Here is a 26,652-nt window from a genome sequence, read left to right on the forward strand (position 1 = left end):
ACAGACCGGCGTACGCAGGGAGGCCCCTGCGGCCGGCGACTGGCCTCGAGGCCAGCGTTCTCACACGACCGGCCCACCAGCCTCACGGATGGTCAGCCCGGTCGCCCCCAGCTTGGCTTCGTGCTTGGCCAGTGCGGCGGCGTTCGCCACGTCCTGCGCGTCCTCGAAGTCGCCTGGTGACACCAGCAGCGCGCCGATCGACAGGGTGGTGAAGCCGAAGAATCGCAGCACGCCGTGGCGGTCTTCGCCCTCGATGCCGCCGGCCTCGAGTTCGCTGTCGTCGTAGAGGCGCATCGCCGCGCTTTCGAACTGGTCGATCATCCGCAGGCAGCGCTGTTTCCAGTCGGAGCTCTGGAAGAGCACCAGGAAGTCGTCGCCGCCGATGTGGCCGACGAAATCGCGCGTCGGCTCGGCGTTGCGCACGGCGATGCGAGCGAGTAGCCGGATCATCTCGTCACCGCGCCAGTAACCGTAGTGGTCGTTGAAGGCCTTGAAGTTGTTCAGGTCGCCGTAGCAGGCCACGAAGGGCGTGTTGTCGATCAGCAGCTGTTCGATGTGGATGCTGATCGGGATGTTGCCGGGCAGAAAGGTGAGCGGGTTGGCATGGCGCGCGGCCTCGATGCGCAGGTCGGTCACCGCGCGCAGCAGCTGGTCGGCCCGGCCGAGCCCGGCGTAGCGTCCGCCTTCGGTGGCGATGAAGCCTTCGCCCGGGTGACGCGGGTCCGAGCCCATCAGCGCCGCGACCAGGTCGTGCACCTCGGCGTCTAGTTCGATGATGTGCGGTGACGGATCGGCCAGCGCGCGGCACGACGCCCCGCCGAAGCGCTCGCGGAAATGCGGGCGGGCATAGGCATTCATGAGCGGCAACCGTCCGATCAGCGCCACGGGGCGCCCGTCGTCGACGACCGGCAGCGCTTGGAGGTCCGGCTGCGCTTCGAAGAGCGCGAAGGCTTCGTCGTTGGACGTGTGCCACTGAACGGTCGGCGCGACGACCATCGGGAGGCTGCGCAGCACGGTCTTCATCGATGTCTGCGCCGGCGGCGAATGGATGTCGGGCAGGGGGCCGTGCAGCGCATCCTGCGCGACGGTCGCCACATTCGGCAGCTCGACGTGGCGGGTGGCCGCATCGACGAGCAGCGGACCTGTCGCGCAGGACACGCCCATGTCGCGCAGTGCGACCAGGTCGGCCGGCTCGGTCACGCCGGTGGCGATCAGCGTGCTGCCCATGGCATGCCCGAGCGCCACCACGGCGCGCGCGACATCGTGGCGCCGCGAGGAGCGTCCGATGCCACGGGTGAGGGCGCTGTCGACCAGCATGTAGTCCGGGCCGAGTTCGGTCCACAGGCGGATGTGCGTGCATTCGTCGCCGAACTGGCCGATGGCCCAGCGCAGGCCCTGGCGGCGCAGGGCGGCGACGATGCTGCGCAGATCCGCCTCCGAACACGCGCGCACCGCGGCGCTCACGTCGACGATCAGCGGTGCGCGTGGCATGCCGAGTGCGGCCAGCAGCGTCTGCGTCCAGCGCGTGGTGTGGGCGGCGGCGGCTTCGTAGAGCGCGGCCGCGCCGGGTGCCACGATCAGCAGCGCGGTGCTGGTCGTGCCGTCGAAGCCGGCGCCCAGGATCGGCATCGGCCCCGGTGCGACGGGCAGGCGTGTGCCCCATCGGCCCGGCAGGTGCAGATGGTGGCCCACCACGACGACCCGGTGCAGGTCGACGATGGGCTGACAGCGGAGCGCGAGCGGATCCGTGTCGATCTGGTCGGGCAGTGTTTCGATGGGCATGGGGCGTACACCGGTTTCATGGGCCGGTCCCTGGTTATCGGCCGCTCCGGCCGATCTTGAAGCATCGAGGCCATTTGCCCGCGACGATGACCTTCAACTTTTGTAGGCCGTGTCGATATCCAGCCACCGGGGGGCCGATCGGTGACCGGCCTCTCTCCACCGTCAAAAGAATCTCCATGAAGCTGCTCGATGGTTTCGGCATTGCCAAGCGTCTGTATCTGGTGCTCTTCCTGCTGGTGCTCGCGCTGTCGGGCCTGGCCTTCGCCGCGTGGATCCAGCTGTCGCGCGTGAGCGACCTCGCCGGCGTGACAGGTCAGACGCGCATGCCGCAATTGCAACGCATCGCCGACATCGAACTGAACGTCACGCGCGTGTCGCTGCAGATCCGACACGCCATCCTGGTCAGAACGCCGGACGATCTGCGCCAGACGCTGGCGGACATCGTCGCCAAGCGGAAGATCATCGAAGACCGGGCGACGGCCTTCGGCACCGCCCTGTCGACGCCTCAGGAGCGGCAGTCCTTTCAGGACATGGAGCGCCTGGTCAGCGAGTTCTGGCCGATCGCGGTGGCCAACATCCGCTTGATCGAGGCAGGGCAGAAAGAACAGGCTTTCGATGAACTGGTCGGCAAGACCATTCCCGCGCGCAATCGCCTGCTGACATGGCTCGACGCGGAAAAGGATCGGCAGAGTGAACTGCTGGCCGCCGACCTGGCACGGGTCCAGGCCGATGCGGTGCGCACGCGGTCCGAACTGCTCCTGATGATGCTGGCCGTGGCCGTCGGTCTGATGGTGTTCTTCTGGCACTTGGTCGCCGTGGTGCGCCGACGGGTGTCGATGGCATGCGTGGTGGCCCAACGCGTGAGCGAAGGCGACCTGACCGTGCCCGTCACCGACAGCATCCGAGACGAGTTCTCGCCGCTTGTCGCCGCGCTGGCGCGGATGCAGGACAGCCTGTCACGCATCGTGGGCGATGTGCGTCAGGGCACCGACCTGATGGCCACGGCGTCGAGCCAGATCGCGTCGGGCAACCACGACCTGTCGTCGCGCACCGAAGAGCAGGCGAGCTCTCTCCAGCAGACGGCTGCTTCGATGGAAGAGCTCACCTCGACGGTCAAGCAAAACGCCGACAACGCACTTCAGGCGAATCAGCTCGCGGCTTCGGCGTCCGAGGTGGCCGTGCGCGGCGGCGCGGCCGTGAACCAGGTGGTGGACACGATGAGTGCCATCAATGCGTCCAGCCGGAAGATCGTCGACATCATCGCGGTCATCGACGGGATCGCGTTCCAGACCAACATCCTGGCGCTGAACGCCGCCGTCGAGGCGGCGCGTGCCGTCGAGCAGGGCCGTGGCTTTGCCGTCGTGGCTTACGAGGTGCGCAGCCTGGCCCAGCGCTCAGCCGGCGCCGCCAAGGAGATCAAGGGGTTGATCGACGATTCCGTCGGGAATGTCGAGGCTGGCAGTCACCAGGTGGCAGAAGCCGGGCGGACGATGGACGAGATCGTGGCCAGTGTGAAGCGCGTCACCGACATCATGGTCGAGATCAGCGCGGCGAGCCACGAGCAGACACAGGGCATCGAGCAGATCAACAGTGCCATCACGCAGATGGACAGCGTCACGCAGGAGAACACGGCGCTCGTGGAGGAGTCGGCGGCGGCCGCCGCGTCGCTCCAGCAACAGGCGGCACAGCTGGCCGAAGGCGTCCGGGTCTTCAAGCTGTGAGCGCGCTGGCGCTTGCGACAAGCCGACGCGGCGCGCAGGAAAAGCGCTGAACGACGAACAATGCCACGTCGTCCAAGGTGCGGCGGCCCTTTGTCCGATTGTTGAGCGCCTGTTGCGCTCCTAGGGTGTGGGCATGTCGAACACCCGTTCCCTCACCGACCCTGCATCGCTCGATGCGCTGCGCGACGCGCTCGAGCACAGCGCTGCCGACCTGGCGGAGCACCGCGCGTACATGATCGAAGCATTGGGAGACCGCCTCTGCGGCAGCGGCCCCGGGCCTCAGCCCGCCGACACCGAACGCCTGGAGAGGCTGGAGCGGACGCACCGGGCGCGGCGCCTGGCCTACGCAGAGGCCATGCAACTCAAACTCGAAAAGTAGTACCTTGGTTTTCGTTAAATAGTCCCGCGATGGCATGACAATTCGATAACGACTGTTGTCGGGCCAAATGTCGGTAGGCACAATGTATTACATGACGCCTACCTCCCACCCCACCTGGACCTCCAAGGGTCTGCTTGCGGTTCTCCGCGACACCCTGCCCGCGCACGATCTGAGCTTGGCTGCCGCGGCGAATGTGCCGCCGGTCGCCCCGTTTGCACCCCTTCTCGAAGACGTCGCCACCCGGCAGGCGCGCGTCGACCGGATGGGACAACGGCTCAAGCATCTGGTGCATGTGGCTGACGCGCCTGCCGATGCGGCCATGTCAGCATAGGCTTTGCAAGCCCGTTTCGAATTCAAACTTTCAGCAGGTGAAGCCATGAAAACTCAATCGGAAGCCATCCGCGACGGGTACTCCGTCGACTTGTCCGGCCCGGGGCGCCCCATGGGCGCGCGCGGCAACTACCCGAATTACGACGTCATTCCGTTGTTGACGGACATGGAAGCGGAGCTGCTTCATACGCTGTCGCTGATTCGTGCACTGCTCACCGAAGGTGGGGCGACCGATGACTCGAAGCACGGCGTCGTTCAGGCGATCGACGGGTTGCTGTCGGTGGCGCGTCACTGAGGGCCTTTCGACATCCTGAGGCCCTCGCGACCTGGCGGTCGCAAGGGCCATCAACCCGTGGCCGTCCGGCAATGCCGGACGGCCACGTGCGTTCAGCGGGTCAGATAGCGCGCGACCGCGCAGGCGGCCACGATCAGCGCGGCAATGGTGAGATTGCGGCGCCATCCGCTGCGGTATTGCTCCTGACGCTCGAGACGGGCGCGAAGAGAGAGCTCGCCGAGACGCGACGGCACGGTATCTGGCGCATCGTCGTGGCGACCCGTGTGGAAGAACTTGGACATCGAAGAGGACTCGGTAAACAGGGCGCACCCTCCGGGGAAGATGCGCCGGGTCGTTGAAACAGCGCTGCATGGTGACAACGCCACAGAAAAGGTCACTGACTGTGAGCCAGTTCAAATTCTGTAACAAAGATGCCTGCTGTAGTACCTAAGTTCTCTTGCAATCGATGGTTTGCGTGTACTTCGTGATTTTCTGCACATGCATCAGCCGGCCGATACTCCGACCGAGCGAACAGGACGGTGTTGTGGCTGCTGATGCGCCGATGCGCGAAGGGGTGTGCGTGGGATGCTTGGCATCGCCTCGGGACATTTTTCCCGATGTCGATATCAACCAGGAGGGATGCGATGAACACGAGCCATGCCCGGCTGCAACCGCAGGATCCGTTTGCCGCCAAGCTCGGCGTGTACGTCGTACGTGCTGGCGTCCTGCTGGTCATCGTCCTCGCCGCGGCGTCGTTGGTGCGCGGCTGACAGGTCAGGGTCCGTCCGGACCCGACCGATGCCTTCAGTTGAAGGTGACGGCGGTGCTCTCGCGCATCTGGCGCGCGGCCATCAGGATCGACATGTGCGCCTGCTGCAGGCCGCTGCTCTTGTCGTCGGCGGCCACGGTCAGCATCGGCTTGTTGTCGAGCCGAAAACTGCACAGCAACAGGTTCGAGGCGGCGAGTTTCACAATCTGCGACAGTGACATGCTGGCGAGCAGGTCGGCGAGTTCGCGACCGATTCCAAGGCGAAACATCGCCGCTGCCTTGTCCTGCTTCACCAGCTTTTGCGCCAGAAGCATGTACGCGAGATTGACGTCGCCGATCTCCTTGTACGTTTCCGCCGCTGCACCGCTGTCGTTCGAATCGATATCCACTTGCAAACTCCGTGATGAATCAACTGATGTAAGTAGACCATCCGAAGTTTTACATTTGTTAACCATCCGGTGGGCCAAGTGGGAAAGCGTGTGAAACAACACGCTTAGCGTCAGTGGATTCCTACAGGGCACTCGATTTACTGCTCGAAGTAGCGCCTAAGGATTACGTTTTTCTGTCGAATAGAAACCGGTTTCTACGCCATTCCCCGGCAGTCCGCATGGTTTTAGCAATTCGTAAGTACTCTTCCGTTTCGGGTCGGCCGCAAACCAGGTAAACAACGTGACTTCAACGATGCCGGCGGTGCCTGGCGCAACGCGATGACCTATGAAAGCCCTGGACAGCACAATGGTGACCATGAGCGATGGCGATTCAGGCGTTTTTCGACAGGTGGCTGGCCTCTGGATCTCCCCGGAAGTCGGTGTCGTCGCGCCGTGGCGCGCGCGACTTCGGCCATGCGTGGACTACGACGCGGTCGACTATGCAGGGCTGGGGCGTTTTCTCGAGAAGCACTTCTACTGCGGCGAAACCGTCTCGCTGCGCCTGCCCGACGATGCGCTCGACCATGTCGCCGTGCTGGCGCCCCTGCACGGTGCGCAGCCCAGCCGGGCTCACGAATTCGCACAGGGGCTGCTGCGCGCATCGGCGGCCGACGGGTGCCCGATCCCGGTCCGCCACGTCTGGGACGGCTTGCAGCGTCGCAAGGACCGGCGGCGCGCGCCACCGCCGGTGCTGCTCCTGTTTTTGATAACAGGGGCCTTCGAGGCGGTGACGATCTGGCACGCGCAGGCCTCGATGCGCCTGGGCATCCGCGCGGCCGACCTCAGCGTGCTCCTGTCGGGCGACATCAAGCCCAGCGACCACGACGGCAGGCTCACGGACGAACTGCATGCCGAGCTCGAGCGTCAATTCGGCGTCCCCTATCAGCGCCATTGCCGGCTGGCCAAGATGGCCTCGACGCCGCCGCCCGCCTGGTCGACCGGCACGGCGGCGGGCTGAGCTACTTCGGCGTCAGCACGTAGCCTTTCAAGATGCTTGCGGCCGTCTCGACGGCGGCGACATGCTGGCGAACATGCTGGCTCACGGTGGTCAGCAACTCGTATTCGCCGCAGACCAGCCGACGGGCAGAACCGGGCGCACCATCCGTGAGGTCCTGAGGAAAGGCGATGCTCCAGTAAGGCCAGTCGGCCGGCAGGACGTCGATGTCGTAGGCCTCGGCCAACGCGTAGGCCGCGATGGCGGCGGCCTCGAGAAAGCCGTGGTCGGGCTGTGCCACGGGAACGTTGACGCGCTCCACGAAGGTCAGGGCGAAGACGATCCGGGCGTCCAGATCCAGTCGCCGGTCCGCGATCTCGGCGTCCAGGAAGCGGGGCGCCGAGCGGTCGGCACTGGAGACGCGGTGGCCGCAGATGGCGTGCACCGCGCCGTCGCCATGCACGACGAACAGCTTCTGCGGATCGCGTCCCGGCGCCTTGGCGTAGGCCTCCAGCACGTCGCCGAGTCGCCGGCTCCGCGCGGCGTCGCAGTAAAGCCGCGCGGGGGAATGGCCGAAGCGCAAGAGCGCGAGGTGTGCTGCGTCCTCCACGGGCACCGTGCCGGCGACCCGCGTGAGCTTGCGAAGGCTGGCATCGACGCTGCGCAGCACTTTCTCGACAGCACTGAGTGGCTGGCCGGTAAGGGCCGCGAGCACCGCGGCCAGGGGATCGGGATCGCCCGCGACGTCGCGGATGATGGGGTGGAGCGAGGGTGCGTTCATCGAGGATCGGCGGGTGGCGCCACCGCTGTGGCTGACGGCTGAAGGGCTTGTCTCTTGGGTTCCGACGAAGGCTGCTGTACGGAGACCAAGGCTACCGCGAACCGGCCCGGTTCAAACTGGCGAACAGACGGCCAATCCCGCTGCAGGCGCTGCTGCGGACGCCGGCGTCGCGTTCGGGTGGCCGGCGGTCAGGGTCCTGTCCGACGCGTTGTCATTCGGCCGCCTTGTAGCGTGGGACTACCAATCAAGGAGCGCCCGTCATGTCCCGTTTTCTGCAGAGATCCATTCGCCCCTCGGCACTGGTGGCCGCAGCCGTCGCCGTGCTGTTCATCGCCGGCTGTGCCGTGTCGCCGACGCCGAAGATCCAGCCGGTGCCCGAGGTCGACCTTCAGCGCTTCATGGGCGACTGGTACGTCATCGGCAACATTCCCACGCGTCCGGAGCGCAACGCCTTCAACGCGGTCGAGTCGTACAGCCTGCAGCCGGACGGCACCATCGCCACCCGCTTCCGGTATCGCGAAGGGGCGTTCGACGGCGAACTCAAGACGATGAACCCCGTCGCCACGGTGGTGCCCGGCACCAACAACGCGGTGTGGGGCATGCAGTTCATCTGGCCGGTCAAGGCCGAGTACGTGATCGTCGATGTCGACCCGGCCTACCAGATCACGGTGATCGGCCGCAGCGACCGCGACTACGCCTGGATCATGGCGCGCACACCCCGCATCGCGGAGACGAGCTACCAGGCGGCCGTGGCCAAGCTTCAGGCGCTGGGTTACTCGGTCGACAACCTCCGGCGGGTGCCGCAGCGATGGCCGGAACAGCCCGGGGACAGGGACGCGTTGTCGCCTCGATGACCCGACCGGGCGTGCATTGACGGCACGATCGGCCCCATCCGGATGCAACGGCATCCCTCAAAGGACCGATCGATGGATTTCAGCTTCACGCCTGCCCAGACCGAGCTGCAGGAACGCACGCGTCGCTTCATCGCCGATGAAGTGATCCCGATGGAGAACGATCCGCGCCAGGATTCGCACGGCCCCAGCGAGGCGCTGCGCAACGACCTGGTGGCGCGAGCCCGGGCGCACGGCTTGCTCACGCCCCATGCATCGAAGGCGCACGGCGGCCTCGGCTTGTCGCACGTCGACAAGGCCATCGTCTTCGAGGAGGCCGGCTACTCGCCGCTGGGGCCGGTCGCGTTGAACATCCACGCGCCAGACGAAGGCAACATCCACCTGATGGAGGAGGTCGCCACGCCGGCGCAGAAGGCGCGCTGGCTGCAGCCGCTGATCGACGGCCACATCCGCTCCTGCTTCTGCATGACGGAGCCTCCACCCGGTGCCGGCTCGGACCCGTCCATGATGCAGACGCTGGCCGTGCAGGATGGCGACCACTACGTCATCACCGGCCGCAAGTGGTTCATCACCGGCGCCACCGGTGCTGGCTTCGCCATCATCATGGCGCGCATGGAAGACGGCCGCGCCACCATGTTCCTGGCCGACATGGACCAGCCGGAGATCGTCATCGAACGGCAGATCGACGCCATGGACAGCTGCTTCACCGGCGGTCACGGCGTGGTGCGATTGGACGGCCTGCGCGTGCCGGCCGACGACGTGCTCGGTGCCATCGGCGAAGGCTTTCGCTATGCCCAGGTGCGGCTCGCGCCAGCGCGCCTCACGCATTGCATGCGCTGGCTCGGTCAAGCGCGCCGTGCCCACGACGTGGCGAGCGTGTACGCTCGCCAACGCCAGGCCTTCGGGCAGCCGCTGGTCGAGCACGAAGGCGTCGGTTTCATGCTCGCCGACAACGAGATGGACCTGCACGCTGCACGGCTGGCTATCTGGCACTGCGCCTGGGTGCTCGACCAGGGCGGCAAGGGCCGGCACGAATCGAGCATGACGAAGGTGATGTGCTCCGAGGCCGAATGGCGCGTGGTCGACCGCTCGGTGCAGATACTCGGTGCCAGCGGCGTGTCGGGCGAGAGCATCGTCGCGCGCATCTTCACGGACATGCGCGCCTTTCGCGTCTACGACGGCCCGTCGGAAGTGCACCGCTGGAGCATGGCGAAGCGCATCGCGCGCGGTTAGGCCGAGCGCCAGTCGGTCGCAACGGCGGCGCCCATGAAAAAAGCCCTGCAGCTTGCGCTGCAGGGCTCTTTGCCTCGTTGGTGAAACACCGCGGAACTGGCTTTGCCAGGCCGCTGGTGTTGCCCCCAGAGGGGGGAGGGCACAGCGGACACGAAGTGCCGATGTGCCCTCGGGGGGGATCACATGCCCATGCCGCCCATGCCACCCATGCCGCCCATGTCGGGCATGCCGCCGCCGGCGCCGGATTCGTCCTTCGGTGCTTCGGCAACCATGGCTTCGGTCGTCAGCAGCAGCGAGGAGACCGATGCAGCGTTCTGCAGCGCGGTGCGGGTGACCTTCGTCGGGTCCAGGATGCCCAGCTCGAGCATGTCGCCGTACGTGTCGTTCGCAGCGTTGAAGCCGTAGTTGCCCTTGCCGGCCAACACAGCGTTCACCACCACCGAGGCTTCGCCGCCGGCGTTGTTCACGATTTCGCGCAGAGGCGCTTCGATGGCCTTGAGCACCAGCTTGATGCCGGCTTCCTGGTCGGCGTTGTCGCCCTTGACCGAGTCGCCCACGGCTTGCTTGGCACGCAGCAGCGCCACGCCGCCGCCAGCCACAACGCCTTCTTCCACGGCAGCGCGGGTGGCGTGCAGGGCGTCTTCGACGCGAGCCTTCTTTTCCTTCATTTCGACTTCGGTGGCAGCGCCGACCTTGATCACGGCAACACCGCCGGCCAGCTTGGCCACGCGCTCTTGCAGCTTTTCACGGTCGTAGTCGCTGGTCGCTTCTTCGATCTGAACGCGGACTTGCTTGACACGGGCTTCGATGTCGCCAGCAGCGCCGGAACCGTCGATGATGATCGTGTTTTCCTTGCCCACTTCGATGCGCTTGGCTTGGCCGAGGTCGGCCAGCGTCACCTTCTCGAGCGTCAGGCCCACTTCTTCAGCGATGACCTTGCCGCCCGTCAGGATGGCGATGTCTTCCAGCATGGCCTTGCGGCGGTCGCCGAAGCCAGGTGCCTTGACGGCCACGACCTTCAGGATGCCGCGGATCGTGTTCACGACCAAGGTCGCCAGGGCTTCGCCTTCGACTTCTTCGGCAATGATCAGCAGCGGACGGCCGGCCTTGGCGACTTGTTCCAGCGTCGGGAGCAGGTCACGGATGTTGCTGATCTTCTTGTCGAAGAGCAGAACGAACGGGTTGTCCAGAATCGCGGATTGCTTTTCGGGGTTGTTGATGAAGTAGGGCGACAGGTAGCCGCGGTCGAACTGCATGCCTTCGACGACGTCGAGTTCGCTGTCGAGCGACTTGCCGTCTTCGACGGTGATCACGCCTTCCTTGCCGACCTTGTCCATCGCGTCAGCGATGAGCTTGCCGATGGTTTCGTCGCTGTTGGCCGAGATCGAGCCGACTTGAGCGATTTCCTTGGAAGTCGTCGTGGGCTTCGATGCCTTCTTCAGCTCGGCGACCAGGGCGGTGACCGCCTTGTCGATGCCGCGCTTCAGGTCCATCGGGTTCATGCCGGCAGCCACCAGCTTGAAGCCTTCGCGAACGATGGCTTGGGCCAGGACCGTGGCGGTCGTGGTGCCGTCACCGGCGTTGTCCGAAGTCTTGGAAGCCACTTCCTTCACGAGCTGGGCGCCCATGTTCTGCAGCTTGTCCTTGAGTTCGATTTCCTTGGCGACGGACACACCGTCCTTGGTCACCGTGGGGGCGCCGAACGAACGCTCGAGCACCACGTTGCGGCCCTTGGGGCCCAGGGTCACTTTGACGGCGTTGGCCAGGATGTTGACACCCTCGACCATGCGTGCGCGGGCTTCGCCGCCGAAGACTACGTCTTTTGCTGCCATGTTGAATTACTCCGAAAGATTGATGGAATGAGCGGGAAGAAGGAGAAGATTTACTTCTCGACGACTGCGAACAGGTCGTCTTCCTTCATGACCAGCAGCTCGTCGCCGTCGACCTTGACGGTCTGGCCCGAGTACTTGCCGAACAGCACGCGGTCACCGACCTTGACGGTCAGGGCAGCGAGTTCGCCCTTGTCGTTGCGCTTGCCCGGGCCGACGGCCAGGACTTCGCCTTGATCGGGCTTCTCGGCGGCTGCGTCGGGGATGACGATGCCGGAGGCGGTCTTGGTTTCGCTGTCAACACGCTTGACGATCACGCGATCGGCCAAAGGACGAAGTTTCATTGCATCTCCTGAATAGAAACGGGGGTTGGGGTCGGGCGCAGCCCAAGGGCCTGCGCGCCATCGCCTGGAAACCGAGTTGTTAGCACTCGGGTTCAGCGAGTGCTAATGATACGGGCATTTGGCCGGGTTTCAAGGGGCGGGTCCGTTTGCGGGTGCGCTGTCGAGCGCCAGATGCTTGGTGCGATGGCGTCATGCGTCGCGGCTGCTCGGTGGACGAAAAGAGCCGGCTTGCGAGCGCCGTGCGGCCTTGCCCAGGACCGCGAGAAGGGTGGCCAGCACACACAGGCCGGTTGCCCAGACGAAGGTGGCTGAGAAGGCGGCGCGGACGGCCTCCGCCGAGCTGTCGGCCACGCCGCGCCCGCCCAGCATGGAAGCAAACACCAGCGGTAGCAGGGAGGCGCCCGTCATCAAGCCCACGTTGCGCGACAAGCCGAGCAGTCCCGAAAGCATGCCGCGATGAGCATCTGGGGCACGGGCCATCACTGCGGTGTTGTTGGCCGCCAGAAACAGCTGGAAGCCCGGCGTGATCAGCGCCAGCGCCATCACGTACCCCGGAATGCCGACGAGGGCCGGCAACACGGCGAAGCAGCACAGGCCGACAGTCGCAAGCATCAGTCCTGCAAGAAGTGTTGGGTGTGCGCCAAACCGGTCCGTGAGTCGTCCAGCGGGCACGCCCGACAGAGCCGCGACGGCGGGACCGACGGCCATCACCATGCCCGTCCCGGCCTCGCTCAGACCCAGGCCGAACGACAGCAAAAAGGGACCCACCACCAGCGTCGACATCATGATCGCGCCCACGATGAGGTTCGTTGCCAGCGACGTTGCGATAGCTCGCCCACGCAGCAGATGCACGGGGACAAGTGGGCTGGTCGCACCTGTTTCTGTGCGAACGAACGCCACCAACGCGATGACGGCCAAGACAAGCAAGCTCCAGAGCGGGATCGGCAAGCCGACCTTCCCTCCTGTGGCGGACAGTGCAAAGCACAGCAGCAGGATGGCCAGCCAGACGCTGCCCGCCCAATCCATGCCGCCGGCGGTGGCGCCCGATGCGCTTGCGGTGGGAATGGCTGTCGAGACGAGTACCAGCATGCCGGTGCCGCCAAGCGTGAGCAAAACGAATGCGGCGCGCCAGCCCCATGCGCCAATCAAGAGGCCACCAAGAGACGGGCCCATCGCAGTACCGACGGCCGACATCGTGCCGAGCAGGCCCATCGCAGTACCAAGACGCATTGTCCCGACCAGCCCTTTGGCCATCGGCATGGGCAGCGACATGAGGATCGCCGCACCCAGGCCTTGCGCCAGGCGGCCGGCGATGAGCCAGCTCAGACCCGGAGCCAATGCACAGACCGCAGACGCCAACGTGAACAGCAGCAGGCCGGCGATGAGCACGCGGCGATGGCCGTAGAGGTCTCCCAGGCGTCCGGCCGAAACAATGGCCGCTGTCACGGCGAGAAGATAGGCAAGGACGACCCATTGCACCTGCTGGACGGTTGCCGAGAAGGCCCTGGCCAGCGTCGGAAGGGCGACGGTCGCGATGCTGACGCCCAGTGACGCAAGCAGGACAGCGCCTGCCAATGCGGCCAGTACGAGCTTGTTGGCGGTGGGCGGGGCTTCGTTTTTCATGCGGGATTCCTTGCGCGGCTTTGGACGACGGCCTACTATGCGACTTCAAGTTAACTTGAAGTCAAGCATGAAACTCGTCGACATCGGCGCACTGTCCAAGACAAGCGGCGTTCCCGCGTCCACGCTGCGCTACTACGAGCAGGTCGGGTTGATCAAGTCGGTCGGCCGCCATGGGTTGCGTCGGCAGTACAGCGAAGACACGCTCGCGCAGCTCGCCTTGATCTCACTGGGGAAGGCGGCCGGTTTCTCGTTGGAGGACATCAGCGGGATGTTCGACACGGACCGAAACCCGGATCTGTCCCGACCGACCCTGCACCAACGTGCCGATGAACTCGACCGCCAAGTTCGCAGAATGACTGCCTTGAGCAGTCTGCTTCGCCATGTCGCTGAATGCCCCGCGCCGTCGCACATGACATGTCCCAGGTTCCGAAAGCTGCTGCGCATGGCGTGCCCGACAGCGACCCCTGTCGACGCGCAACGCGGGGGCACTGCCGCCGGCGAAGCGTAGGTCCGGCGAGCGCTTGGCCATCACAGTGCCGATGTGAAACTGCCGTACTTCGAGAGCACGAGGCGCCGCATCCGACCCGGTGGCCGGTCGCCGGCAGTGACAATGACGGTATGAACAAGACAGAGACAAGCACAGAATTCGATCCTGCTCGCCTGCGCGACTTTCTATGCGGCGCGATGCCCGGCCTGCATGGCGAGATGCGCCTGGCGCGCATCGGCGGGGGTCAGTCCAACCCGACCTTCTTCGTCGACTTCGACGACCGGGCACTGGTGCTGCGCAAGCAGCCGCCGGGCGAGCTGCTGCCGTCGGCCCATGCGGTGGACCGCGAGTTCCGCATCCTGCGGGCGCTCGCCGGCACCGACGTGCCCGTGCCGAAGGCGGTGCTCTATTGCGACGATCGCGGCGTCATCGGCACGCCCTTCTACGTGATGGACAAGCTCGAAGGCCGGGTGCTGTCGCAGTACGCGCTGCCGACGATCGCACCCGCCGAACGGCGCGCCTACTACCTGTCGATGGCCGAGACGCTGGCGAAGCTGCACCGGGTCGACCTGGCCGCTGCGGGCCTGACCGACTACGGCAAGCCGGGCAATTTCTTCCAGCGCCAGATCACGCGCTGGATCCGTCAGTGGGAAGCCTCGCGCACCCGCGAGGACGCGAACATCGACCGCCTCATCGCCTGGTTGCCCGCGAACATCCCGACGAGCGACCTGACCACGATCGCGCATGGCGACTTCCGCTTCGGCAACCTGATGTTCCACCCGAGCGAGCCGCGCGTGATCGCCGTGCTCGACTGGGAGCTGTCGACGCTGGGCCATCCCCTGGCCGACGTCGCCTACAGCTGCATGGCCTGGCACACCGGCGCCGACGAGTTCGAGGGCATGCGCGGCATCGACCTCGCGGCCGAGGGCATTCCCACGCAGGCCGAGTACATCGCGCACTACCAGCGCAGTGGCGGCTGCGCCGAACCGGTGACGAACTTCCACCTGGCCTTTTCGCTGTTCCGGTTCGCTGTCATCCTCGAAGGCATCGCAGCGCGTGCGAAGCGCGGGAGCGCCGCGGCCGAAAATGCGGTGCAGGTCGGCGCGCAGGCGGCGGGCTTCGCGCGACGTGCGGTGGCGCTGATCGACTAGGCCCGACGGGCGCGTCGACTGCACGCGGCGGCGAAGTCCCCATCTTGTTAGGATCGGTCCGATGCCCCACACCACGACCATCCCCCCCGAGTTGAGCCCCACCGCCAAGCGGGCACTGGCGGATTTCGCCGTGCAGCTGCGCGGCGATGGGCTGCGGGAAGCGCTGGCGTCGCTGTTGCGCAAGACGGACTACCGCTTCATCGGGATCTGGCGGTTCCAGGACGGCAAGGCGAGCGCGGCCGTCCACTACGACCGCGAAAATCCCGACGACCTGACGGCGACGGAGGTGCCCGACAACGCCACCTACTGCTGCTTCGTCCGCGAAACCGGCGCGCCCTTTAAGACCCCCAACGCCCTGGTCGACGAGCGCCTTGCAGCGCATCCGGCGCGGGATGCCGTCCTGGCCTATTGCGGGGTGCCGGTCATGGATGCGTCCGGCGTGCTGGTCGGCACCCTGTGCCACTACGACGTGGTGCCGCGCGATGCCGAGCAGATCGATATTCCGGCGATGCTGAGCATCGCCAGCTATATCGGGCTGGGCGGGCACGTTCCGCCGTATCCGCAAGGGTGATCCGCAGCGGGCAGCCCGGAGGACCCCGGGCCGCACCATCTCCTCGATTTTCCTGCCGCGCGCCGGCTAGCCGCAGTCGCGCACCGACAGTCCGTGCGACGCCAGCTTGGCCGCGTGCTTCGCATGCGCGGCCTCGCTCGCGATGTCTTCGGCATGTTGCGAAGCATTCGGCGCGACACGCACCGCGCCGATGGCCAGCGTGGTCAGCGGCGTGAAGCGCCGCACGCCGTAGCGGTCCTCCGCTTCCAGGCCACCGGCCTGCCGGGCCTCGTCGTCGTAGAGTGAGCGGGCCGCGCGGTTGAAGCTTCCGATCAGGTCCATGCAACGCTCCCGCCAGTCGGTGCTCTGGAACAGGATCAGGAAATCATCGCCCCCGATGTGGCCGACGAAGTCCATGTAGGGGTCGGCATGCTCGACGGCCAGCCGGGCGAGCAGGCGGATCATCTCGTCGCCCCGCCAGTAGCCGAACCGGTCGTTGAAGACCTTGAAGTTGTTCAGGTCCGCGTAGCAGGCCACGAAGCCGGCGCGGCCTTCCAGCAGGCGCTGGATGTGCACGCTCGTGGGAATGTTTCCGGGCAGAAAGGTCAGCGGGTTGGCATGCCGCGCGGTTTCCACACGCGCCTCGGTGACGGCGCGCACCAGCTGGTCCCCGGTGCCCAGCCCGACATAGCGTGAGCGCTCGGTCACGATGAAGCCTTCGCGCAGATAGGCCTGGTCCTCCGAGGTGAGGATGCCCAGCAGGCGCTCCACGCTGTCGTCGAGTTCGACGACGCGGGGCGTCGGATTGCCGTAGCTCAGGCAGGGCCGGCGCCCGTGGACTTCGCGAAAGTAAAGGCGCGAGTAGTCGTTCATGAACGACTGCCGGTTGATCAGCGCGACGGGGCGGTCGCCGTCGACGATCGGGAGCGCATGCAGTTCGGTGTGCGTCTGGAAGACGCTGGCCACCTCGTCGATGAGCGTCGCAGGATGCAGGGCCGGCGCGTCGATGACGGCGATCCCGCGAAGCGCCGCGGGCTGCCCCAGGCGTGTGGGATGCGGCACGACGGGGACGCGCCGGTCGTCGATGGCGGCGCTGACCAGGTCCGGCACCGCGATCTGCAGGGCGCGCTGCGGGTGGCCGAACCAGTACCCCTGGCCGAGGTCCACACCGAGTTCGCGCAGCACGCCCATGTCACGCGGGTTCTCCACCCCTTCGGCCACCAGCCGTGTTCCGAAGGCCTGCGCCAGGCCGACCACCATGCGCACCAGCGCCACGCGCTGCGGTTGGTCCGAAATGCCCTGGACGAAGGACTTGTCGAGTTTGACGAAGTCCGGTTGCAGGTCGGTCCATCGGCGCAGATTGGAGTGGCCCTCGCCGAAGTCGTCCAGGGCCAGGCGCGCGCCCGCCGCGCGCAGGCGATGGACCGCCTGGCCGAGTGCGTCGGCGGTCGCCTGAGCGGCGCTCTCGGTGAGCTCGACAACGAGCGATCCGGCGACGACGCCCTGCAAGGCGACCTGCGCTTCGAACCACGTCGCGCCGCCGTCCACGCTGGACATGGCCTGCACCAGTGCGTCGGCGCTCATGTTGATGAACAGCCGAGCCGGCGAGCGCTCGGCGCGCCAATGCGAGAGGATGGTCTCGACACAGTGCAGCTCGAAGCGAAGGAGGCAGGCATTCGCACTGGCCCAGGCCAGGAGCGCCGGTGCGCCATGCAGGGCAGAACCCTCGGGGCCGCGGATCAGGGCTTCATAGCCGACGACGGCGCCGACGCTCAGGTCGACGATCGGCTGAAAGACGGGGTGGAGGTTGGGAAAGTCGCGGGCATGCGCAGGCCGCTTTGGCTGATCGTTCATCGAGATCCGTTGGCGAAGACCCGAGAGCTTCGCCGCGATGCATGACAAAGCACTACTCGCCGGCCTGCGCGCCCGAAACAGCCCGCGCTTTGTGTCGGTTTCGTGCGATTGTTCGCGCACCACCCGGCCCGAGGGGCGGCTGATCGGCGAGCGTCAGTGGCCGCAGGCGAAGCGCAGCGCACGGGCGGCGTCGTGCACGCCGGCGAAGTCTTGGTCGACGCGTTGCAGCGGCGGCGTGCCACGCAGCGAGGCATGGGGCTCGACGAACCAGTCCGCCAGTTCCCAGTCGTCGAGCACGTCCGACAGTTCGTCGATCAGCGCACGCACCGGTGGGCGCACGGCCAGGTCGCCGGGCTCGAACTGGAACAGCGGAAGCCAGCGCTGCCCGGCCCAGTCGAGGCTGATGACGGTGCGCGCGGTGATGGCGCGGCCCAAGGTCGACAGGCCGGTGAAAGGCTGCCGCACGGCGATCTCCGACCCGGTGGCCAGCCCGCCCGAGGCCCGGTAGGCGTTCAGCAGGGCGATGAAGTGCGCGTCGCTGCCCGCCGGCGCGACCGCCACCCGCGGCCATGCGGCCACGCCGACGCCTCGCTGCGGGGCGTGGGGGAGGGGCAAGGTCTGGATGGCGGTCATGCGGCTCCTCGGCGTGTGCGTTGAAGCCTCGATGGTGCGAGTCGCTTCTTGCTCGTCGGTGTCAGATCGCGACCCGCATATTTCAGATGCAACGCAGTGCCCACCGGCCTTCGCACGAGGCTGGCGCGTTCGAGTCCGCTAAACTCCGCGCCCTTCGCGGCCCATTTCGTCGGGCGGCGGCGCCATCGGCAACATGGCGATCATTCAACAAGGAAAACGCAGTGAACCGTATCGAACTCGTCGAGAAAATCGCAACCGCCCACAACGTCAGCAAGGCCGAAGCCGCCCGCATCGTGGAAACCTTCACCGACGCCATCATCACGGCCGTCAAGAAGGGCGAGCCCGTTCAACTGGTGGGCTTCGGTACCTTCAAACAGGTGGCCCGCGCCGCACGTACCGGCCTGAACCCCAGCACCGGCGAGAAGCTGAAGATCGCTGCGGCCAAGCTGCCGAAGTTCGTGCCAGGCTCGGCCTTCAAGGCTGCCGTGGACCCGAAGGCCGCCAAGCGCAAGGCCGACAAGGCCGCTGCCAAGCCGGCCGCCAAGAAGGCACCGGCGAAGAAGACCAAGAAGTAAGTCCTCGTTGCAGCAGCGCTGCAACGCACGAAGAAGCGGCCCCTTGTGGGCCGTTTTTCATGGCGGGTCGCGGCCCGCCAGCCCCGGACTCGCGTGTCTGGTCGGCGGTCGCTTGGAAGACGACGCTGGCCGAAGGAGGAACCTTTCTCCTACTCGCCGTCCTCTGCCTGTCCCCTACTGTGACCCATCTGCGCCGCGCCAGCGGCGACGCCGCACCCGCCGGCGACCCACGATGAAGGATCACACCCCATGGACACCTCGAACAAACTCCCGATCACCCGGCGAGGGCTTCTCGCGGCCGGCGCTGCGTCGGCCACGATAGGCGGCGCCGCCCCGGCCGCCGCGCAGACGGCCCATCGCTCTGCCGCGCCGGCCACACCGGCGGGCACCCCCGCGTTGTCGACCGTGACGATGCAGGTCAACGGCAAGACGCAGCGCATGGAGCTCGACACGCGCACCACGCTGCTCGACGCCCTGCGAGAGCATCTGCACCTCACCGGCACCAAGAAGGGCTGCGACCACGGCCAGTGCGGCGCGTGCACGGTGATCGTCGACGGCCAACGGATCAATTCGTGTCTCACGCTCGCCGTGATGCACGAGGGCAGCGACGTCACTACGGTCGAAGGCCTCGGCACCCCCGAGAAGCTGCATCCGATGCAGGCCGCCTTCGTCAAGCACGACGGCTTCCAGTGCGGCTACTGCACGCCCGGGCAGATCTGCTCGGCCGTGGGCGTGCTGCGCGAGATCGAGCAGGGCGTGCCCAGCCACGTCAGCGCCGACCTCACGGCCCGGCCGATGTTCTCGGCCGACGAGCTGCGCGAGCGCATGAGCGGCAACATCTGCCGCTGCGGCGCCTACAGCAACATCGTCGAAGCGGTCACCGAAGTGGCCAAGGCGGCCGCATGAGGTCCTTCACCTATGAACGCGCGGCGTCGGCCGAAGATGCGCTGGCCAAGGCGGTGCGCACGCCCAACGCCAAGTTCATCGCCGGCGGCACGAACCTGCTGGACCTGATGAAGCTGGAGATCGAGACGCCGGCGCACCTGGTCGACCTGAACGGCCTCGGGCTGAAAACGATCGAGGCCACGCAGAACGGTGGCCTGCGCATCGGCGCGCTCGTCAGCAACACGCAGCTCGCGGCCGATGAACGCGTGCGTCGCGACTACGGCGTGCTGTCGCGCGCGCTGCTGGCGGGCGCATCGGGCCAGTTGCGCAACAAGGCGTCGACCGCGGGCAACCTGCTGCAGCGCACCCGCTGCCCCTATTTCTACGACACCAACCAGGCCTGCAACAAGCGCCTGCCCGGCAGCGGCTGTGCCGCCCTCGGCGGCTACAGCAAGCAACTGGCGGTGGTGGGCACGAGCGACGCCTGCATCGCCACGCACCCGAGCGACATGGCAGTGGGCATGCGGGCGCTCGACGCGTCGGTAGAGACCCTGCGGCCCGACGGATCGCGCCGCGTCATCCCGATCGCCGACCTGCACCGGCTGCCCGGCACCACGCCGCACATTGAGACCGAACTGACGCGCGGCGAACTGATCACGGCAGTGACGCTGCCGGCCCCGGTGGGCGGCACCCACATCTACCAGAAGGTGCGCGACCGCGCGTCCTACGCCTTCGCGCTGGTGTCGGTGGCGGCCATCGTGCAGCGTGACGGCAGCGGGCGCGTCGCCGTGGGCGGCGTGGCACCCAAGCCGTGGCGCATGGACAGCGCCGACGCGCAGCTGCCGCGTGGCGCCAAGGCCGTGGCCGACACGCTCTTCGCCGACGCCCGGCCGACCAAAGAGAACGCATTCAAACTGCCGCTGGTGGAGCGCACGCTCGCCGCGGTGCTGGCGCAGGCAAGGAGCCGAGCATGAAATTCGATACCCCCGCAGGCACCAACCCGATCGACCAGCTGAAGGTGGTCGGCCAGGCGGTCAACCGCGTCGACGGTCGCTTGAAGACCACAGGCACGGCCCGCTATGCCTACGAGAACCATGACGTGGTCGCCAACCAGGCCTACGGCCATGTGCTGGGCGCCGGCATCGCCAAGGGCCGCATCGCGGCGATGGACACGGCGCGTGCCAGGGCGGCGCCCGGCGTCATCGCGATCGTCACCGCCGAAAACGCCGGCAAGCTCGGCAAGGGCGCGCGCAACGTGGCCAAGCTGCTGGGCGGCCCGGCCATCGACCACTACCACCAGGCCATCGCGCTGGTCATCGCCGAGAGCTTCGAGCAGGCCCGCGCCGCAGCCCAGATGATCCGCGTCGAGTACACCCGCGCCGACGGCCAGTTCGACCTGGCGCACGCCCGCGAGACCCGTGCGAAAACGAAAGACGCCGACAAGGCCGTGGGCGATTTCGCGCCGCAGTTCGAGCGTGCCGAGGTGCAGCTGGACGCGACCTACACGACGCCCGACCAGTCGCATGCGCAGATGGAACCGCAGGCCTCGCTCGCGGTCTGGCGCGGCGACAAGCTGACCGTGTGGACATCCAACCAGATGATCGACTGGGCGGCCACCGACCTCGCGAAGACGCTGGACATGCCGCGCGCGAACGTCCGCGTCATCTCGCCCTTCATCGGCGGCGGCTTCGGCGGCAAGCTCTTCCTGCGTGCGGACATCCTGCTCGCGGCCGTCGGCGCGCGCGTCGCGAAGCGGCCGGTCAAGGTGGCGCTACAGCGCCCGCTGATCGCGAACAACACGACCCACCGGGCCGCGACCATCCAGCGGATTCGCCTGGGCGCGTCGAAGGACGGCCAGCTCACGGCCATCGGGCATGAGAGCTGGTCGGGCAACCTCGCCGATGGCGACCCCGAAGACGCGGTGCAGCAGACGACGCTGCTCTACGCCGGCGCCCATCGCCTCACCGGCACGCGCCTGGCCCGGCTCGACCTGCCCGAGGGCAACGCCATGCGTGCGCCCGGCGAGTCACCCGGCCTGCTGGCACTGGAGATCGCCATGGACGAGATGGCCGAGCGCGTGGGCCTGGACCCGGTCGAGTTCCGCGTGCGCAACGACACGCAGGTCGATCCCGCCGACCCGCAACGCAAGTTTTCGCAGCGCCGGCTGATCGACTGCATGCGCATCGGCGCGGAGCGCTTCGGCTGGAGCCAACGCAGCGCCAAGCCTGGGCAGGTGCGCGACGGTCAATGGTTCATCGGCACCGGCGTGGCCGCGGCCTTCCGCAACAACCTGGTGATGAAGTCCGCGGCGCGGGTGCGCCTGAACGCGCAGGGTGTCGTCACGGTCGAGACCGACATGACGGACATCGGCACCGGCAGCTACACCATCATCGCGCAGACGGCCGCCGAGATGATGGGCGTGCCGCTGGAGCGGGTCGTCGTGAAGCTGGGCGATTCGAGCTTCCCGGCCTCGGCCGGTTCGGGCGGGCAATGGGGCGGCAACTGCTCCACCGCCGGCGTGTATGCGGCCTGCGTCAAGCTGCGCGAGCAGATCGCGCAGCGTGCGGGCATCGATGCAGGCACCGCGAGCTTCGCCGACGGCCGTGTGTCCGGTGGCGGCCGCAGCATGGGGCTCGCAGAGGCAGCCGGCGGACAGGAGCTGGTGGCCGAGGACACCCTGGAATTCGGGGACCTGGACAAGAAGTTTCAGCAGTCCACCTTCGGCGCCCACTTCGTCGAAGTGGCCGTGCATGCCTTCACCGCCGAGGTGCGCGTGCGCCGCATGCTGGCGGTGTGCGCGGCCGGCCGCATCCTCAACCCCAAGACCGCGCGCAGCCAGGTGATTGGTGCCATGACGATGGGCGTGGGTGCGGCGCTGATGGAAGAGCTGGCGGTCGACGAGCGGCTGGGCTTTTTCGTCAACCATGACCTCGCGGGCTACGAGGTGCCGGTCCATGCCGACATCCCGCACCAGGAGGTGGTGTTCCTCGACGAGACCGACCCGATCTCGTCGCCCATGAAGGCCAAGGGCGTGGGCGAATTGGGCATCTGCGGCGTGGGCGCCGCGGTGGCCAACGCCGTCTACAACGCCACCGGCGTGCGGGTGCGCGACTACCCGGTCACCCTGGACAAGCTGATCGGCAAGCTGCCCCTGAGCGAGGCCTGACCCACGCGCGCCGTGCGCTGCCGGTTGCAGGCAGTGTCGGCGCGGCTCAGGCCCCGATGTAGCTCAGGCGCGCTTCGTGGACCGTGTTGTCGCGCACGATGTCGCGGGCTTCGTCGTCCGCGAAGTCCATCAGCGCGTCGCCGATCTCGTCTTCTTCGAGCGCGAACAGCAGCTCGATGGCTTCCTGCTGCGCTTCCGAGAAGGTGCCGGCCTGGCTCAATCGATCGAAGGTCGCGGCAGTTTCCTGCGGGGCCAGCAGACGCATGTCGAGCAGCTCGAGGACATGGCGGATCTGCGAAGGGGTCAAGGGCTGCGGGTGGGCGAGAGGCTTCATGGCGATGGATCTTTCAGTGGGTTCGAGGACCGTTCCTTTGTGGCGAATGGTGTCTTGGTGGTGAGACCCGAGCGTCGTCGAAAGGCCCCCTCGTGCGGGGCTGGGCAGGCGCAAAGCGCGGGCCGCTGTGCGGAAAGTCTCGAACCCGTGCGATGCGCTGTCGTTAATCCGACACGGGCTGCGGTGGCGTGGCCAGCGCGAGGTCCCACAGCACGTCGCCACCGAGCGCGAAAGTTCTCGCCGGGGGGCGCAGTGCGTCACCCATGGCGTCCGAGCGCCGCACCTGCAGGCCGGGTTGCCCGGCGCCGATGACCACCGGCGCGACGATGAGGTGCAGCCGGTCGAGGCAGCCCTGCTGCACGAACTGCGAGATCGTGACGCCGCCGCCCTCGACGAAGAGCACGCGCAGGCCGCGTTCGTGCAGGCAGCCGATCACCTCGCGCAGCGACAGGTGGCCCGCCTCGCGCCGCGGCAGCGCGATCACGCAGTGAGGCCCGAGCCGTGCCTCGGCGCGCGCGCGGTGCGCGGCGTCGCACACCAGCAGCGTCGGCGCCTGCCCGTCGGTGAAGACACGTGCGTCGGCCGGCACGCGCAGCGACGGGTCGAGGATGACGCGGGTCGGGTTGTCGCCAGGCACGCGGCGGGTGGTGAGTTGCGGGTTGTCCAGGCACACCGTGCTCGCGCCGACGATCACGGCGTCGCTCAAGGCGCGCAACCGGTGCAGGTGCACCAGTCCTTCGGGGCCGTTGACGAAGCACGAGTCGCCGCGGTGGGTGGCGATGCAGCCGTCGAGGCTCTGACCCAGCTGGCCCACGGCCCAGACATCGGGGTCACCGTGTCGGTCGAGCAACGGCTTGAGCAGGTCGAACAGCGCCCGGGCCCCGCCGCCCCAGCCGGGCGGTAGGGCGTAGCCCCGTGTGGGCGACCAGGCAAACGGCGCCCCCGCAGGCGCCGCACGCGGGCCGCTTCGCCGTTGGCGCGCGATGTCCAGGCATCCCTGCCAAAGCACTGCGACCTCGCCTTCGGCAGGCTCGGCGTTCACGGGGCGCGGAACAGCATTCACACGAACTCCTGTCGAATCACGGGAAGCCCCGAGTGTCTACCCGGAAGCCTCATGTCATCGAAGTTGTAACGGGAGCCTCAACTTTTGCCGTCGAGCGCCGATGAAGTAAATGGTTTCTCCATGGATCCCTTACCAAGATCCCTTCGGCCCGCTTCGTGCGGGCCGTTTTTTTAGGCTCAGAGAATCTCCGGCTCGGTCCGGATCGACGTGTGGTCGCGCCGGTCGCTCAGCTTGCCGATGGCGCTGTCCAGTGCGCGCCGTGCCTTGGCTTCGGCGCCGCGGAAGGCTTCGTCCATGTTGTCGGCCTGGTGCGTCACCGCCACGGCGGCATGACCGATCACGTGGGCCTCGATCATGCAGCGCTTGTCGTCGGCACCGCCCTTGCCGCTGTTCTCGTCCGACAGGTGCACCTCGACGCGACGCACGTCGTTCGAAAAGCGGCCCAGGGTGCGGCGGATCTCGGCGTCGGCCCAGGCTTCGAGCGTGGTCTTGTTCTCCATGCCATTGCCGGTGTTGATGTGAATTTCCATGGGGATGCGTCTCCGGTTGAAGCTGCGTCGTCGCAGCGGGCCGCGCAGGGCATCGAGGCCACCCTGTGCAGTGCGTTGGACGAAGCATGGCCCACGTCGACCCTGGATCGACGTAGGCCAAGGGAGGCTTTTCGCGCGCGGTGCGGTCAGAACTCCGCCCACGCCTGCGCGTCCGACGTCGCGAGGGCCTTCGATGCCGTCGTACGCCGTGCCAGGCCGGGTGTCGATGCGCGTAGTGCGGCCGATGACGCTGCGCGGGGTGCCGTCAGCTTCGCCGGGGTCGGGGTCACGCCGTCGTGAAGCTTGAACACGGCGACTTCCGCCACCAGCTGGTCGGCCTGCTCGCGCAGCGAAGACGCCGCTGCAGCCGCTTCTTCCACCAGCGCCGCGTTTTGCTGCGTGACCTGGTCCATCTGCGTGATGGCCTGGTTGATCTGCTCGATGCCCGAGGTCTGCTCCTGGCTCGCCGCCGTGATCTCGCCCATGATGTCGGTCACGCGCTTCACGCTGCCCACGATCTCTTCCATGGTGCGGCCCGCTTCGCTGACCAGCTCGGTGCCGGCGCTGACCTTGCCGACCGAGTCGTCGATCAGCCCCTTGATTTCCTTGGCCGCTCCGGCCGAGCGCTGTGCGAGGTTGCGCACCTCGGCCGCCACCACCGCAAAGCCGCGGCCCTGCTCGCCGGCTCGGGCCGCCTCCACCGCGGCGTTGAGGGCCAGGATGTTGGTCTGGAAGGCGATGCCGTCGATGACGCCGATGATGTCGACGATCTTCTTGGACGAGGCGTCGATCGAGCTCATGGTGCTGACCACCTGTGACACCACCGTGCCGCCCTTGACGGCGACGTCGGACGCCGACAGCGCCAGCTGGTTGGCCTGGCGCGCGTTGTCCGCGTTCTGCTTGACCGTCGACGTCAGTTCCTCCATCGACGCTGCGGTTTCCTCCAGCGAGCTGGCCTGCTGTTCGGTGCGGGACGACAGGTCCTGGTTGCCGGCGGAAATCTGGCCCGACGCCGTCGCGATGTTGTCGGTGCCGGCGCGGACGCCGGCCACCACGCGCGCCAGGCTGTCGCGCATGGCCTTCATCGCATGCAGCAGGCTGCTGTCATCGTTGGGCTGCGTCTGGATGTCGACGGTGAGGTCGCCCGCCGCGATGCGGCCCGCGATGTCGGCGGCATCACGGGGCTCACCGCCGAGCTGGCGCGTGAGACTGCGCGAAATCAGCACGCCGAGGATCAGCCCGGCGAGCACGCCGCCGAGCGTCAAGGAGATCAACTGGATGCGAATGCTGGAGACGATGACGGCCGTCTCCGCCGCCAGCGATTCGGCATTGGCCTGTTTGCGGTCGACCAGGTCCGTGAGGAGGCCGTCGATCTTGTCCCCTGCCCCCCGAACGTCGCCGAAGAGCTTGGCCGTGGAGGCGCGGGCTTCGCCGGGTGGCTCGTTGCGCAGCAGCGCGACGACGTCGTTGAGACCGGCCTCGTAGGCGCGTGCGGCTGCGACCGATTGCTGCAGCAGGGCCCTGCCGCGCTCGTTCTGAAAATGATCGCTGGCCGATTTCAGTTGCTCGTGCATGCCTTCCAGCCGCTTGCGCATTTCGGCGAGCTGGCGCTCGCGGTCGTCGAGGCTCGGCGCCATCACGGCGGAGCGGACGGCGCGGCCTGCCGCGAGCAGATGCATGTTGGCTTCGGCAGACTTGCGCAGGCCGACGGTTTCGCGCTCGAACATCTGCGACGCCATGCCGCCGATCTGCGCTGATTTGAGAATGCCTTCGGTACCGATGAAGGCGCCGATCGCTGCCACGATGGCGAAGCCGCCGATCAGGCGTGTGCTGACTTTCAGTTTGTTGAACCAGTTCAAGGGTGTTCCTCCGTGATGACGACAAGGGAAACGGCCGCTGGGCGGCCGTCAGTTGGGTTATCGGAGGAGGCCACTTGTTATGAAGGGCGCAGGGGAAGGGCGGCACCCCTGCAGTGCGTAGGACAGATCCTGCAGGTGGGCCGAAGCGAGTGAGCGTGGGTGAGGCGACGGCTTATGCATCACCAGAATAAGCAGATCGCGATTCGGTCGTTCGTTTTGCGTTGAACCTCTCGCATACTCGCGACCCGTTCTCCCTTTCTCATGCCATGGGCCGACCAGGCCCAGGC

At 67.0% G+C, this 26,652-nt stretch carries 28 protein-coding genes; 15 read left to right on the forward strand and 13 right to left on the reverse strand.

The window, feature by feature from the left end; genetic code table 11:
- Positions 1–60: 60 nt before the first annotated feature.
- A complete protein-coding gene (locus tag ACSFA0_RS14855; protein ID WP_435451043.1) occupies positions 61–1,782 on the reverse strand; it encodes an EAL domain-containing protein in 1,722 nt (573 codons plus the stop codon).
- A gap of 176 nt (positions 1,783–1,958) precedes the next feature.
- Between ACSFA0_RS14855 and ACSFA0_RS14860 the strand changes: the two genes are divergently transcribed.
- From ACSFA0_RS14860 to ACSFA0_RS14875, 4 genes are all read left to right on the forward strand, one after another.
- Positions 1,959–3,503, forward strand: a complete 1,545-nt coding sequence (locus ACSFA0_RS14860; protein WP_435451044.1) for a methyl-accepting chemotaxis protein — start codon at positions 1,959–1,961, stop codon at positions 3,501–3,503.
- A 133-nt stretch (positions 3,504–3,636) separates the two neighbouring features.
- Positions 3,637–3,882 (forward strand): hypothetical protein, encoded by a 246-nt coding sequence (locus ACSFA0_RS14865; RefSeq protein ID WP_435451045.1) that lies wholly within the window; start codon positions 3,637–3,639, stop codon positions 3,880–3,882.
- A 91-nt stretch (positions 3,883–3,973) separates the two neighbouring features.
- Positions 3,974–4,213 (forward strand): hypothetical protein, encoded by a 240-nt coding sequence (locus ACSFA0_RS14870; RefSeq protein ID WP_435451046.1) that lies wholly within the window; start codon positions 3,974–3,976, stop codon positions 4,211–4,213.
- 45 nt (positions 4,214–4,258) lie between these two features.
- Positions 4,259–4,507: a hypothetical protein gene (locus tag ACSFA0_RS14875; RefSeq protein ID WP_435451047.1), complete on the forward strand. Its 249-nt coding sequence runs from the start codon at positions 4,259–4,261 to the stop codon at positions 4,505–4,507.
- 92 nt (positions 4,508–4,599) lie between these two features.
- Here ACSFA0_RS14875 and ACSFA0_RS14880 read toward each other — a convergent pair whose 3' ends face one another.
- Positions 4,600–4,788, reverse strand: a complete 189-nt coding sequence (locus tag ACSFA0_RS14880; protein ID WP_435451048.1) for a hypothetical protein — start codon at positions 4,786–4,788, stop codon at positions 4,600–4,602.
- A gap of 342 nt (positions 4,789–5,130) precedes the next feature.
- On the opposite strand from ACSFA0_RS14880, the gene ACSFA0_RS14885 reads away from it, so the two are divergent.
- Positions 5,131–5,256, forward strand: coding sequence for a hypothetical protein (locus ACSFA0_RS14885; protein WP_435451049.1), 126 nt, complete (start codon positions 5,131–5,133; stop codon positions 5,254–5,256).
- A 34-nt stretch (positions 5,257–5,290) separates the two neighbouring features.
- On the opposite strand, the gene flhD is transcribed toward ACSFA0_RS14885, so the two are convergent.
- Positions 5,291–5,644, reverse strand: coding sequence for a flagellar transcriptional regulator FlhD (gene flhD / locus ACSFA0_RS14890; RefSeq protein WP_435451903.1), 354 nt, complete (start codon positions 5,642–5,644; stop codon positions 5,291–5,293).
- Positions 5,645–5,969: 325 nt separating this feature from the next.
- On the opposite strand from flhD, the gene ACSFA0_RS14895 reads away from it, so the two are divergent.
- Complete coding sequence (locus tag ACSFA0_RS14895) at positions 5,970–6,641, forward strand: hypothetical protein (protein ID WP_435451050.1); 672 nt, start codon at positions 5,970–5,972, stop codon at positions 6,639–6,641.
- A 1-nt stretch (position 6,642) separates the two neighbouring features.
- Here ACSFA0_RS14895 and ACSFA0_RS14900 read toward each other — a convergent pair whose 3' ends face one another.
- The gene (locus ACSFA0_RS14900; protein WP_435451051.1) at positions 6,643–7,398 is read right to left on the reverse strand and encodes a hypothetical protein; all 756 of its coding nucleotides are present in this window, start codon (positions 7,396–7,398) and stop codon (positions 6,643–6,645) included.
- A 260-nt stretch (positions 7,399–7,658) separates the two neighbouring features.
- On the opposite strand from ACSFA0_RS14900, the gene ACSFA0_RS14905 reads away from it, so the two are divergent.
- Positions 7,659–8,252 carry a lipocalin family protein gene (locus tag ACSFA0_RS14905; RefSeq protein WP_435451052.1) on the forward strand — a complete coding sequence of 198 codons (594 nt, stop codon included), beginning with the start codon at positions 7,659–7,661 and terminating at the stop codon, positions 8,250–8,252.
- A 72-nt stretch (positions 8,253–8,324) separates the two neighbouring features.
- Positions 8,325–9,482 (forward strand): acyl-CoA dehydrogenase family protein, encoded by a 1,158-nt coding sequence (locus ACSFA0_RS14910; protein WP_435451053.1) that lies wholly within the window; start codon positions 8,325–8,327, stop codon positions 9,480–9,482.
- A gap of 179 nt (positions 9,483–9,661) precedes the next feature.
- Here ACSFA0_RS14910 and groL read toward each other — a convergent pair whose 3' ends face one another.
- The 3 genes from groL to ACSFA0_RS14925 form a co-directional block, all read right to left on the reverse strand.
- Complete coding sequence (gene groL / locus ACSFA0_RS14915) at positions 9,662–11,314, reverse strand: chaperonin GroEL (RefSeq protein WP_435451054.1); 1,653 nt, start codon at positions 11,312–11,314, stop codon at positions 9,662–9,664.
- Positions 11,315–11,364: 50 nt separating this feature from the next.
- Positions 11,365–11,655, reverse strand: a complete 291-nt coding sequence (locus ACSFA0_RS14920; RefSeq protein WP_056572926.1) for a co-chaperone GroES — start codon at positions 11,653–11,655, stop codon at positions 11,365–11,367.
- A 189-nt stretch (positions 11,656–11,844) separates the two neighbouring features.
- Entirely contained in the window at positions 11,845–13,278 is a 1,434-nt protein-coding gene (locus ACSFA0_RS14925) for an MFS transporter (protein ID WP_435451055.1), read from the reverse strand.
- A gap of 67 nt (positions 13,279–13,345) precedes the next feature.
- On the opposite strand from ACSFA0_RS14925, the gene ACSFA0_RS14930 reads away from it, so the two are divergent.
- The 3 genes from ACSFA0_RS14930 to ACSFA0_RS14940 all read left to right on the forward strand — a co-directional run bounded on the left by ACSFA0_RS14930 (position 13,346) and on the right by ACSFA0_RS14940 (position 15,487).
- On the forward strand, positions 13,346–13,786 hold the full coding sequence (locus ACSFA0_RS14930; RefSeq protein ID WP_435451056.1) for a helix-turn-helix domain-containing protein: 441 nt from the start codon (positions 13,346–13,348) through the stop codon (positions 13,784–13,786).
- 110 nt (positions 13,787–13,896) lie between these two features.
- Positions 13,897–14,916 (forward strand): phosphotransferase family protein, encoded by a 1,020-nt coding sequence (locus ACSFA0_RS14935; RefSeq protein WP_435451057.1) that lies wholly within the window; start codon positions 13,897–13,899, stop codon positions 14,914–14,916.
- A gap of 61 nt (positions 14,917–14,977) precedes the next feature.
- Complete coding sequence (locus ACSFA0_RS14940; protein ID WP_435451058.1) at positions 14,978–15,487, forward strand: GAF domain-containing protein; 510 nt, start codon at positions 14,978–14,980, stop codon at positions 15,485–15,487.
- A 66-nt stretch (positions 15,488–15,553) separates the two neighbouring features.
- On the opposite strand, the gene ACSFA0_RS14945 is transcribed toward ACSFA0_RS14940, so the two are convergent.
- Both ACSFA0_RS14945 and ACSFA0_RS14950 read right to left on the reverse strand, forming a co-directional pair.
- A complete protein-coding gene (locus ACSFA0_RS14945) occupies positions 15,554–17,320 on the reverse strand; it encodes an EAL domain-containing protein (RefSeq protein WP_435451059.1) in 1,767 nt (588 codons plus the stop codon).
- A gap of 153 nt (positions 17,321–17,473) precedes the next feature.
- On the reverse strand, positions 17,474–17,953 hold the full coding sequence (locus ACSFA0_RS14950) for a hypothetical protein (protein ID WP_435451060.1): 480 nt from the start codon (positions 17,951–17,953) through the stop codon (positions 17,474–17,476).
- 221 nt (positions 17,954–18,174) lie between these two features.
- On the opposite strand from ACSFA0_RS14950, the gene ACSFA0_RS14955 reads away from it, so the two are divergent.
- From ACSFA0_RS14955 to paoC, 4 genes are all read left to right on the forward strand, one after another.
- The gene (locus ACSFA0_RS14955) at positions 18,175–18,528 is read left to right on the forward strand and encodes an HU family DNA-binding protein (protein ID WP_435451061.1); all 354 of its coding nucleotides are present in this window, start codon (positions 18,175–18,177) and stop codon (positions 18,526–18,528) included.
- Between the two features lie 249 nt (positions 18,529–18,777).
- Entirely contained in the window at positions 18,778–19,434 is a 657-nt protein-coding gene (gene paoA / locus ACSFA0_RS14960; protein ID WP_435451062.1) for an aldehyde dehydrogenase iron-sulfur subunit PaoA, read from the forward strand.
- Positions 19,431–20,387: an FAD binding domain-containing protein gene (locus ACSFA0_RS14965; protein WP_435451063.1), complete on the forward strand. Its 957-nt coding sequence runs from the start codon at positions 19,431–19,433 to the stop codon at positions 20,385–20,387. The genes paoA and ACSFA0_RS14965 overlap by 4 nt, the downstream gene beginning before the upstream one ends.
- Positions 20,384–22,579: an aldehyde oxidoreductase molybdenum-binding subunit PaoC gene (gene paoC, locus ACSFA0_RS14970; RefSeq protein ID WP_435451064.1), complete on the forward strand. Its 2,196-nt coding sequence runs from the start codon at positions 20,384–20,386 to the stop codon at positions 22,577–22,579. The genes ACSFA0_RS14965 and paoC overlap by 4 nt, the downstream gene beginning before the upstream one ends.
- 46 nt (positions 22,580–22,625) lie before the next feature.
- On the opposite strand, the gene ACSFA0_RS14975 is transcribed toward paoC, so the two are convergent.
- The 4 genes from ACSFA0_RS14975 to ACSFA0_RS14990 all read right to left on the reverse strand — a co-directional run bounded on the left by ACSFA0_RS14975 (position 22,626) and on the right by ACSFA0_RS14990 (position 26,365).
- Entirely contained in the window at positions 22,626–22,913 is a 288-nt protein-coding gene (locus tag ACSFA0_RS14975; protein WP_435451065.1) for a hypothetical protein, read from the reverse strand.
- 163 nt (positions 22,914–23,076) lie between these two features.
- Positions 23,077–23,976 (reverse strand): RibD family protein, encoded by a 900-nt coding sequence (locus tag ACSFA0_RS14980; protein ID WP_435451066.1) that lies wholly within the window; start codon positions 23,974–23,976, stop codon positions 23,077–23,079.
- 176 nt (positions 23,977–24,152) lie between these two features.
- Positions 24,153–24,506 carry an HPF/RaiA family ribosome-associated protein gene (locus ACSFA0_RS14985; RefSeq protein WP_435451067.1) on the reverse strand — a complete coding sequence of 118 codons (354 nt, stop codon included), beginning with the start codon at positions 24,504–24,506 and terminating at the stop codon, positions 24,153–24,155.
- Between the two features lie 146 nt (positions 24,507–24,652).
- Positions 24,653–26,365, reverse strand: a complete 1,713-nt coding sequence (locus ACSFA0_RS14990; protein WP_435451068.1) for a methyl-accepting chemotaxis protein — start codon at positions 26,363–26,365, stop codon at positions 24,653–24,655.
- Positions 26,366–26,652 lie beyond the last annotated feature (287 nt).

Origin of the sequence: Variovorax restrictus, assembly GCF_051216715.1 — a bacterium.
Lineage (GTDB): Bacteria > Pseudomonadota > Gammaproteobacteria > Burkholderiales > Burkholderiaceae_C > Variovorax.

Excerpts from the sequence above, each read along its gene's own strand:
- ACSFA0_RS14855 (WP_435451043.1), bottom strand. The coding sequence starts at position 1,782 with ATGCCCATCGAAACACTGCCCGACCAGATCGACACGGATCCGCTCGCG.
- ACSFA0_RS14860 (WP_435451044.1), top strand. The coding sequence starts at position 1,959 with ATGAAGCTGCTCGATGGTTTCGGCATTGCCAAGCGTCTGTATCTGGTG.
- ACSFA0_RS14865 (WP_435451045.1), top strand. The coding sequence starts at position 3,637 with ATGTCGAACACCCGTTCCCTCACCGACCCTGCATCGCTCGATGCGCTG.
- ACSFA0_RS14870 (WP_435451046.1), top strand. The coding sequence starts at position 3,974 with ATGACGCCTACCTCCCACCCCACCTGGACCTCCAAGGGTCTGCTTGCG.
- ACSFA0_RS14875 (WP_435451047.1), top strand. The coding sequence starts at position 4,259 with ATGAAAACTCAATCGGAAGCCATCCGCGACGGGTACTCCGTCGACTTG.
- ACSFA0_RS14880 (WP_435451048.1), bottom strand. The coding sequence starts at position 4,788 with ATGTCCAAGTTCTTCCACACGGGTCGCCACGACGATGCGCCAGATACC.
- ACSFA0_RS14885 (WP_435451049.1), top strand. The coding sequence starts at position 5,131 with ATGAACACGAGCCATGCCCGGCTGCAACCGCAGGATCCGTTTGCCGCC.
- ACSFA0_RS14895 (WP_435451050.1), top strand. The coding sequence starts at position 5,970 with ATGAAAGCCCTGGACAGCACAATGGTGACCATGAGCGATGGCGATTCA.
- ACSFA0_RS14900 (WP_435451051.1), bottom strand. The coding sequence starts at position 7,398 with ATGAACGCACCCTCGCTCCACCCCATCATCCGCGACGTCGCGGGCGAT.
- ACSFA0_RS14905 (WP_435451052.1), top strand. The coding sequence starts at position 7,659 with ATGTCCCGTTTTCTGCAGAGATCCATTCGCCCCTCGGCACTGGTGGCC.
- ACSFA0_RS14910 (WP_435451053.1), top strand. The coding sequence starts at position 8,325 with ATGGATTTCAGCTTCACGCCTGCCCAGACCGAGCTGCAGGAACGCACG.
- groL (WP_435451054.1), bottom strand. The coding sequence starts at position 11,314 with ATGGCAGCAAAAGACGTAGTCTTCGGCGGCGAAGCCCGCGCACGCATG.
- ACSFA0_RS14920 (WP_056572926.1), bottom strand. The coding sequence starts at position 11,655 with ATGAAACTTCGTCCTTTGGCCGATCGCGTGATCGTCAAGCGTGTTGAC.
- ACSFA0_RS14925 (WP_435451055.1), bottom strand. The coding sequence starts at position 13,278 with ATGAAAAACGAAGCCCCGCCCACCGCCAACAAGCTCGTACTGGCCGCA.
- ACSFA0_RS14930 (WP_435451056.1), top strand. The coding sequence starts at position 13,346 with ATGAAACTCGTCGACATCGGCGCACTGTCCAAGACAAGCGGCGTTCCC.
- ACSFA0_RS14935 (WP_435451057.1), top strand. The coding sequence starts at position 13,897 with ATGAACAAGACAGAGACAAGCACAGAATTCGATCCTGCTCGCCTGCGC.
- ACSFA0_RS14940 (WP_435451058.1), top strand. The coding sequence starts at position 14,978 with ATGCCCCACACCACGACCATCCCCCCCGAGTTGAGCCCCACCGCCAAG.
- ACSFA0_RS14945 (WP_435451059.1), bottom strand. The coding sequence starts at position 17,320 with ATGAACGATCAGCCAAAGCGGCCTGCGCATGCCCGCGACTTTCCCAAC.
- ACSFA0_RS14950 (WP_435451060.1), bottom strand. The coding sequence starts at position 17,953 with ATGACCGCCATCCAGACCTTGCCCCTCCCCCACGCCCCGCAGCGAGGC.
- paoA (WP_435451062.1), top strand. The coding sequence starts at position 18,778 with ATGGACACCTCGAACAAACTCCCGATCACCCGGCGAGGGCTTCTCGCG.
- ACSFA0_RS14965 (WP_435451063.1), top strand. The coding sequence starts at position 19,431 with ATGAGGTCCTTCACCTATGAACGCGCGGCGTCGGCCGAAGATGCGCTG.
- paoC (WP_435451064.1), top strand. The coding sequence starts at position 20,384 with ATGAAATTCGATACCCCCGCAGGCACCAACCCGATCGACCAGCTGAAG.
- ACSFA0_RS14975 (WP_435451065.1), bottom strand. The coding sequence starts at position 22,913 with ATGAAGCCTCTCGCCCACCCGCAGCCCTTGACCCCTTCGCAGATCCGC.
- ACSFA0_RS14985 (WP_435451067.1), bottom strand. The coding sequence starts at position 24,506 with ATGGAAATTCACATCAACACCGGCAATGGCATGGAGAACAAGACCACG.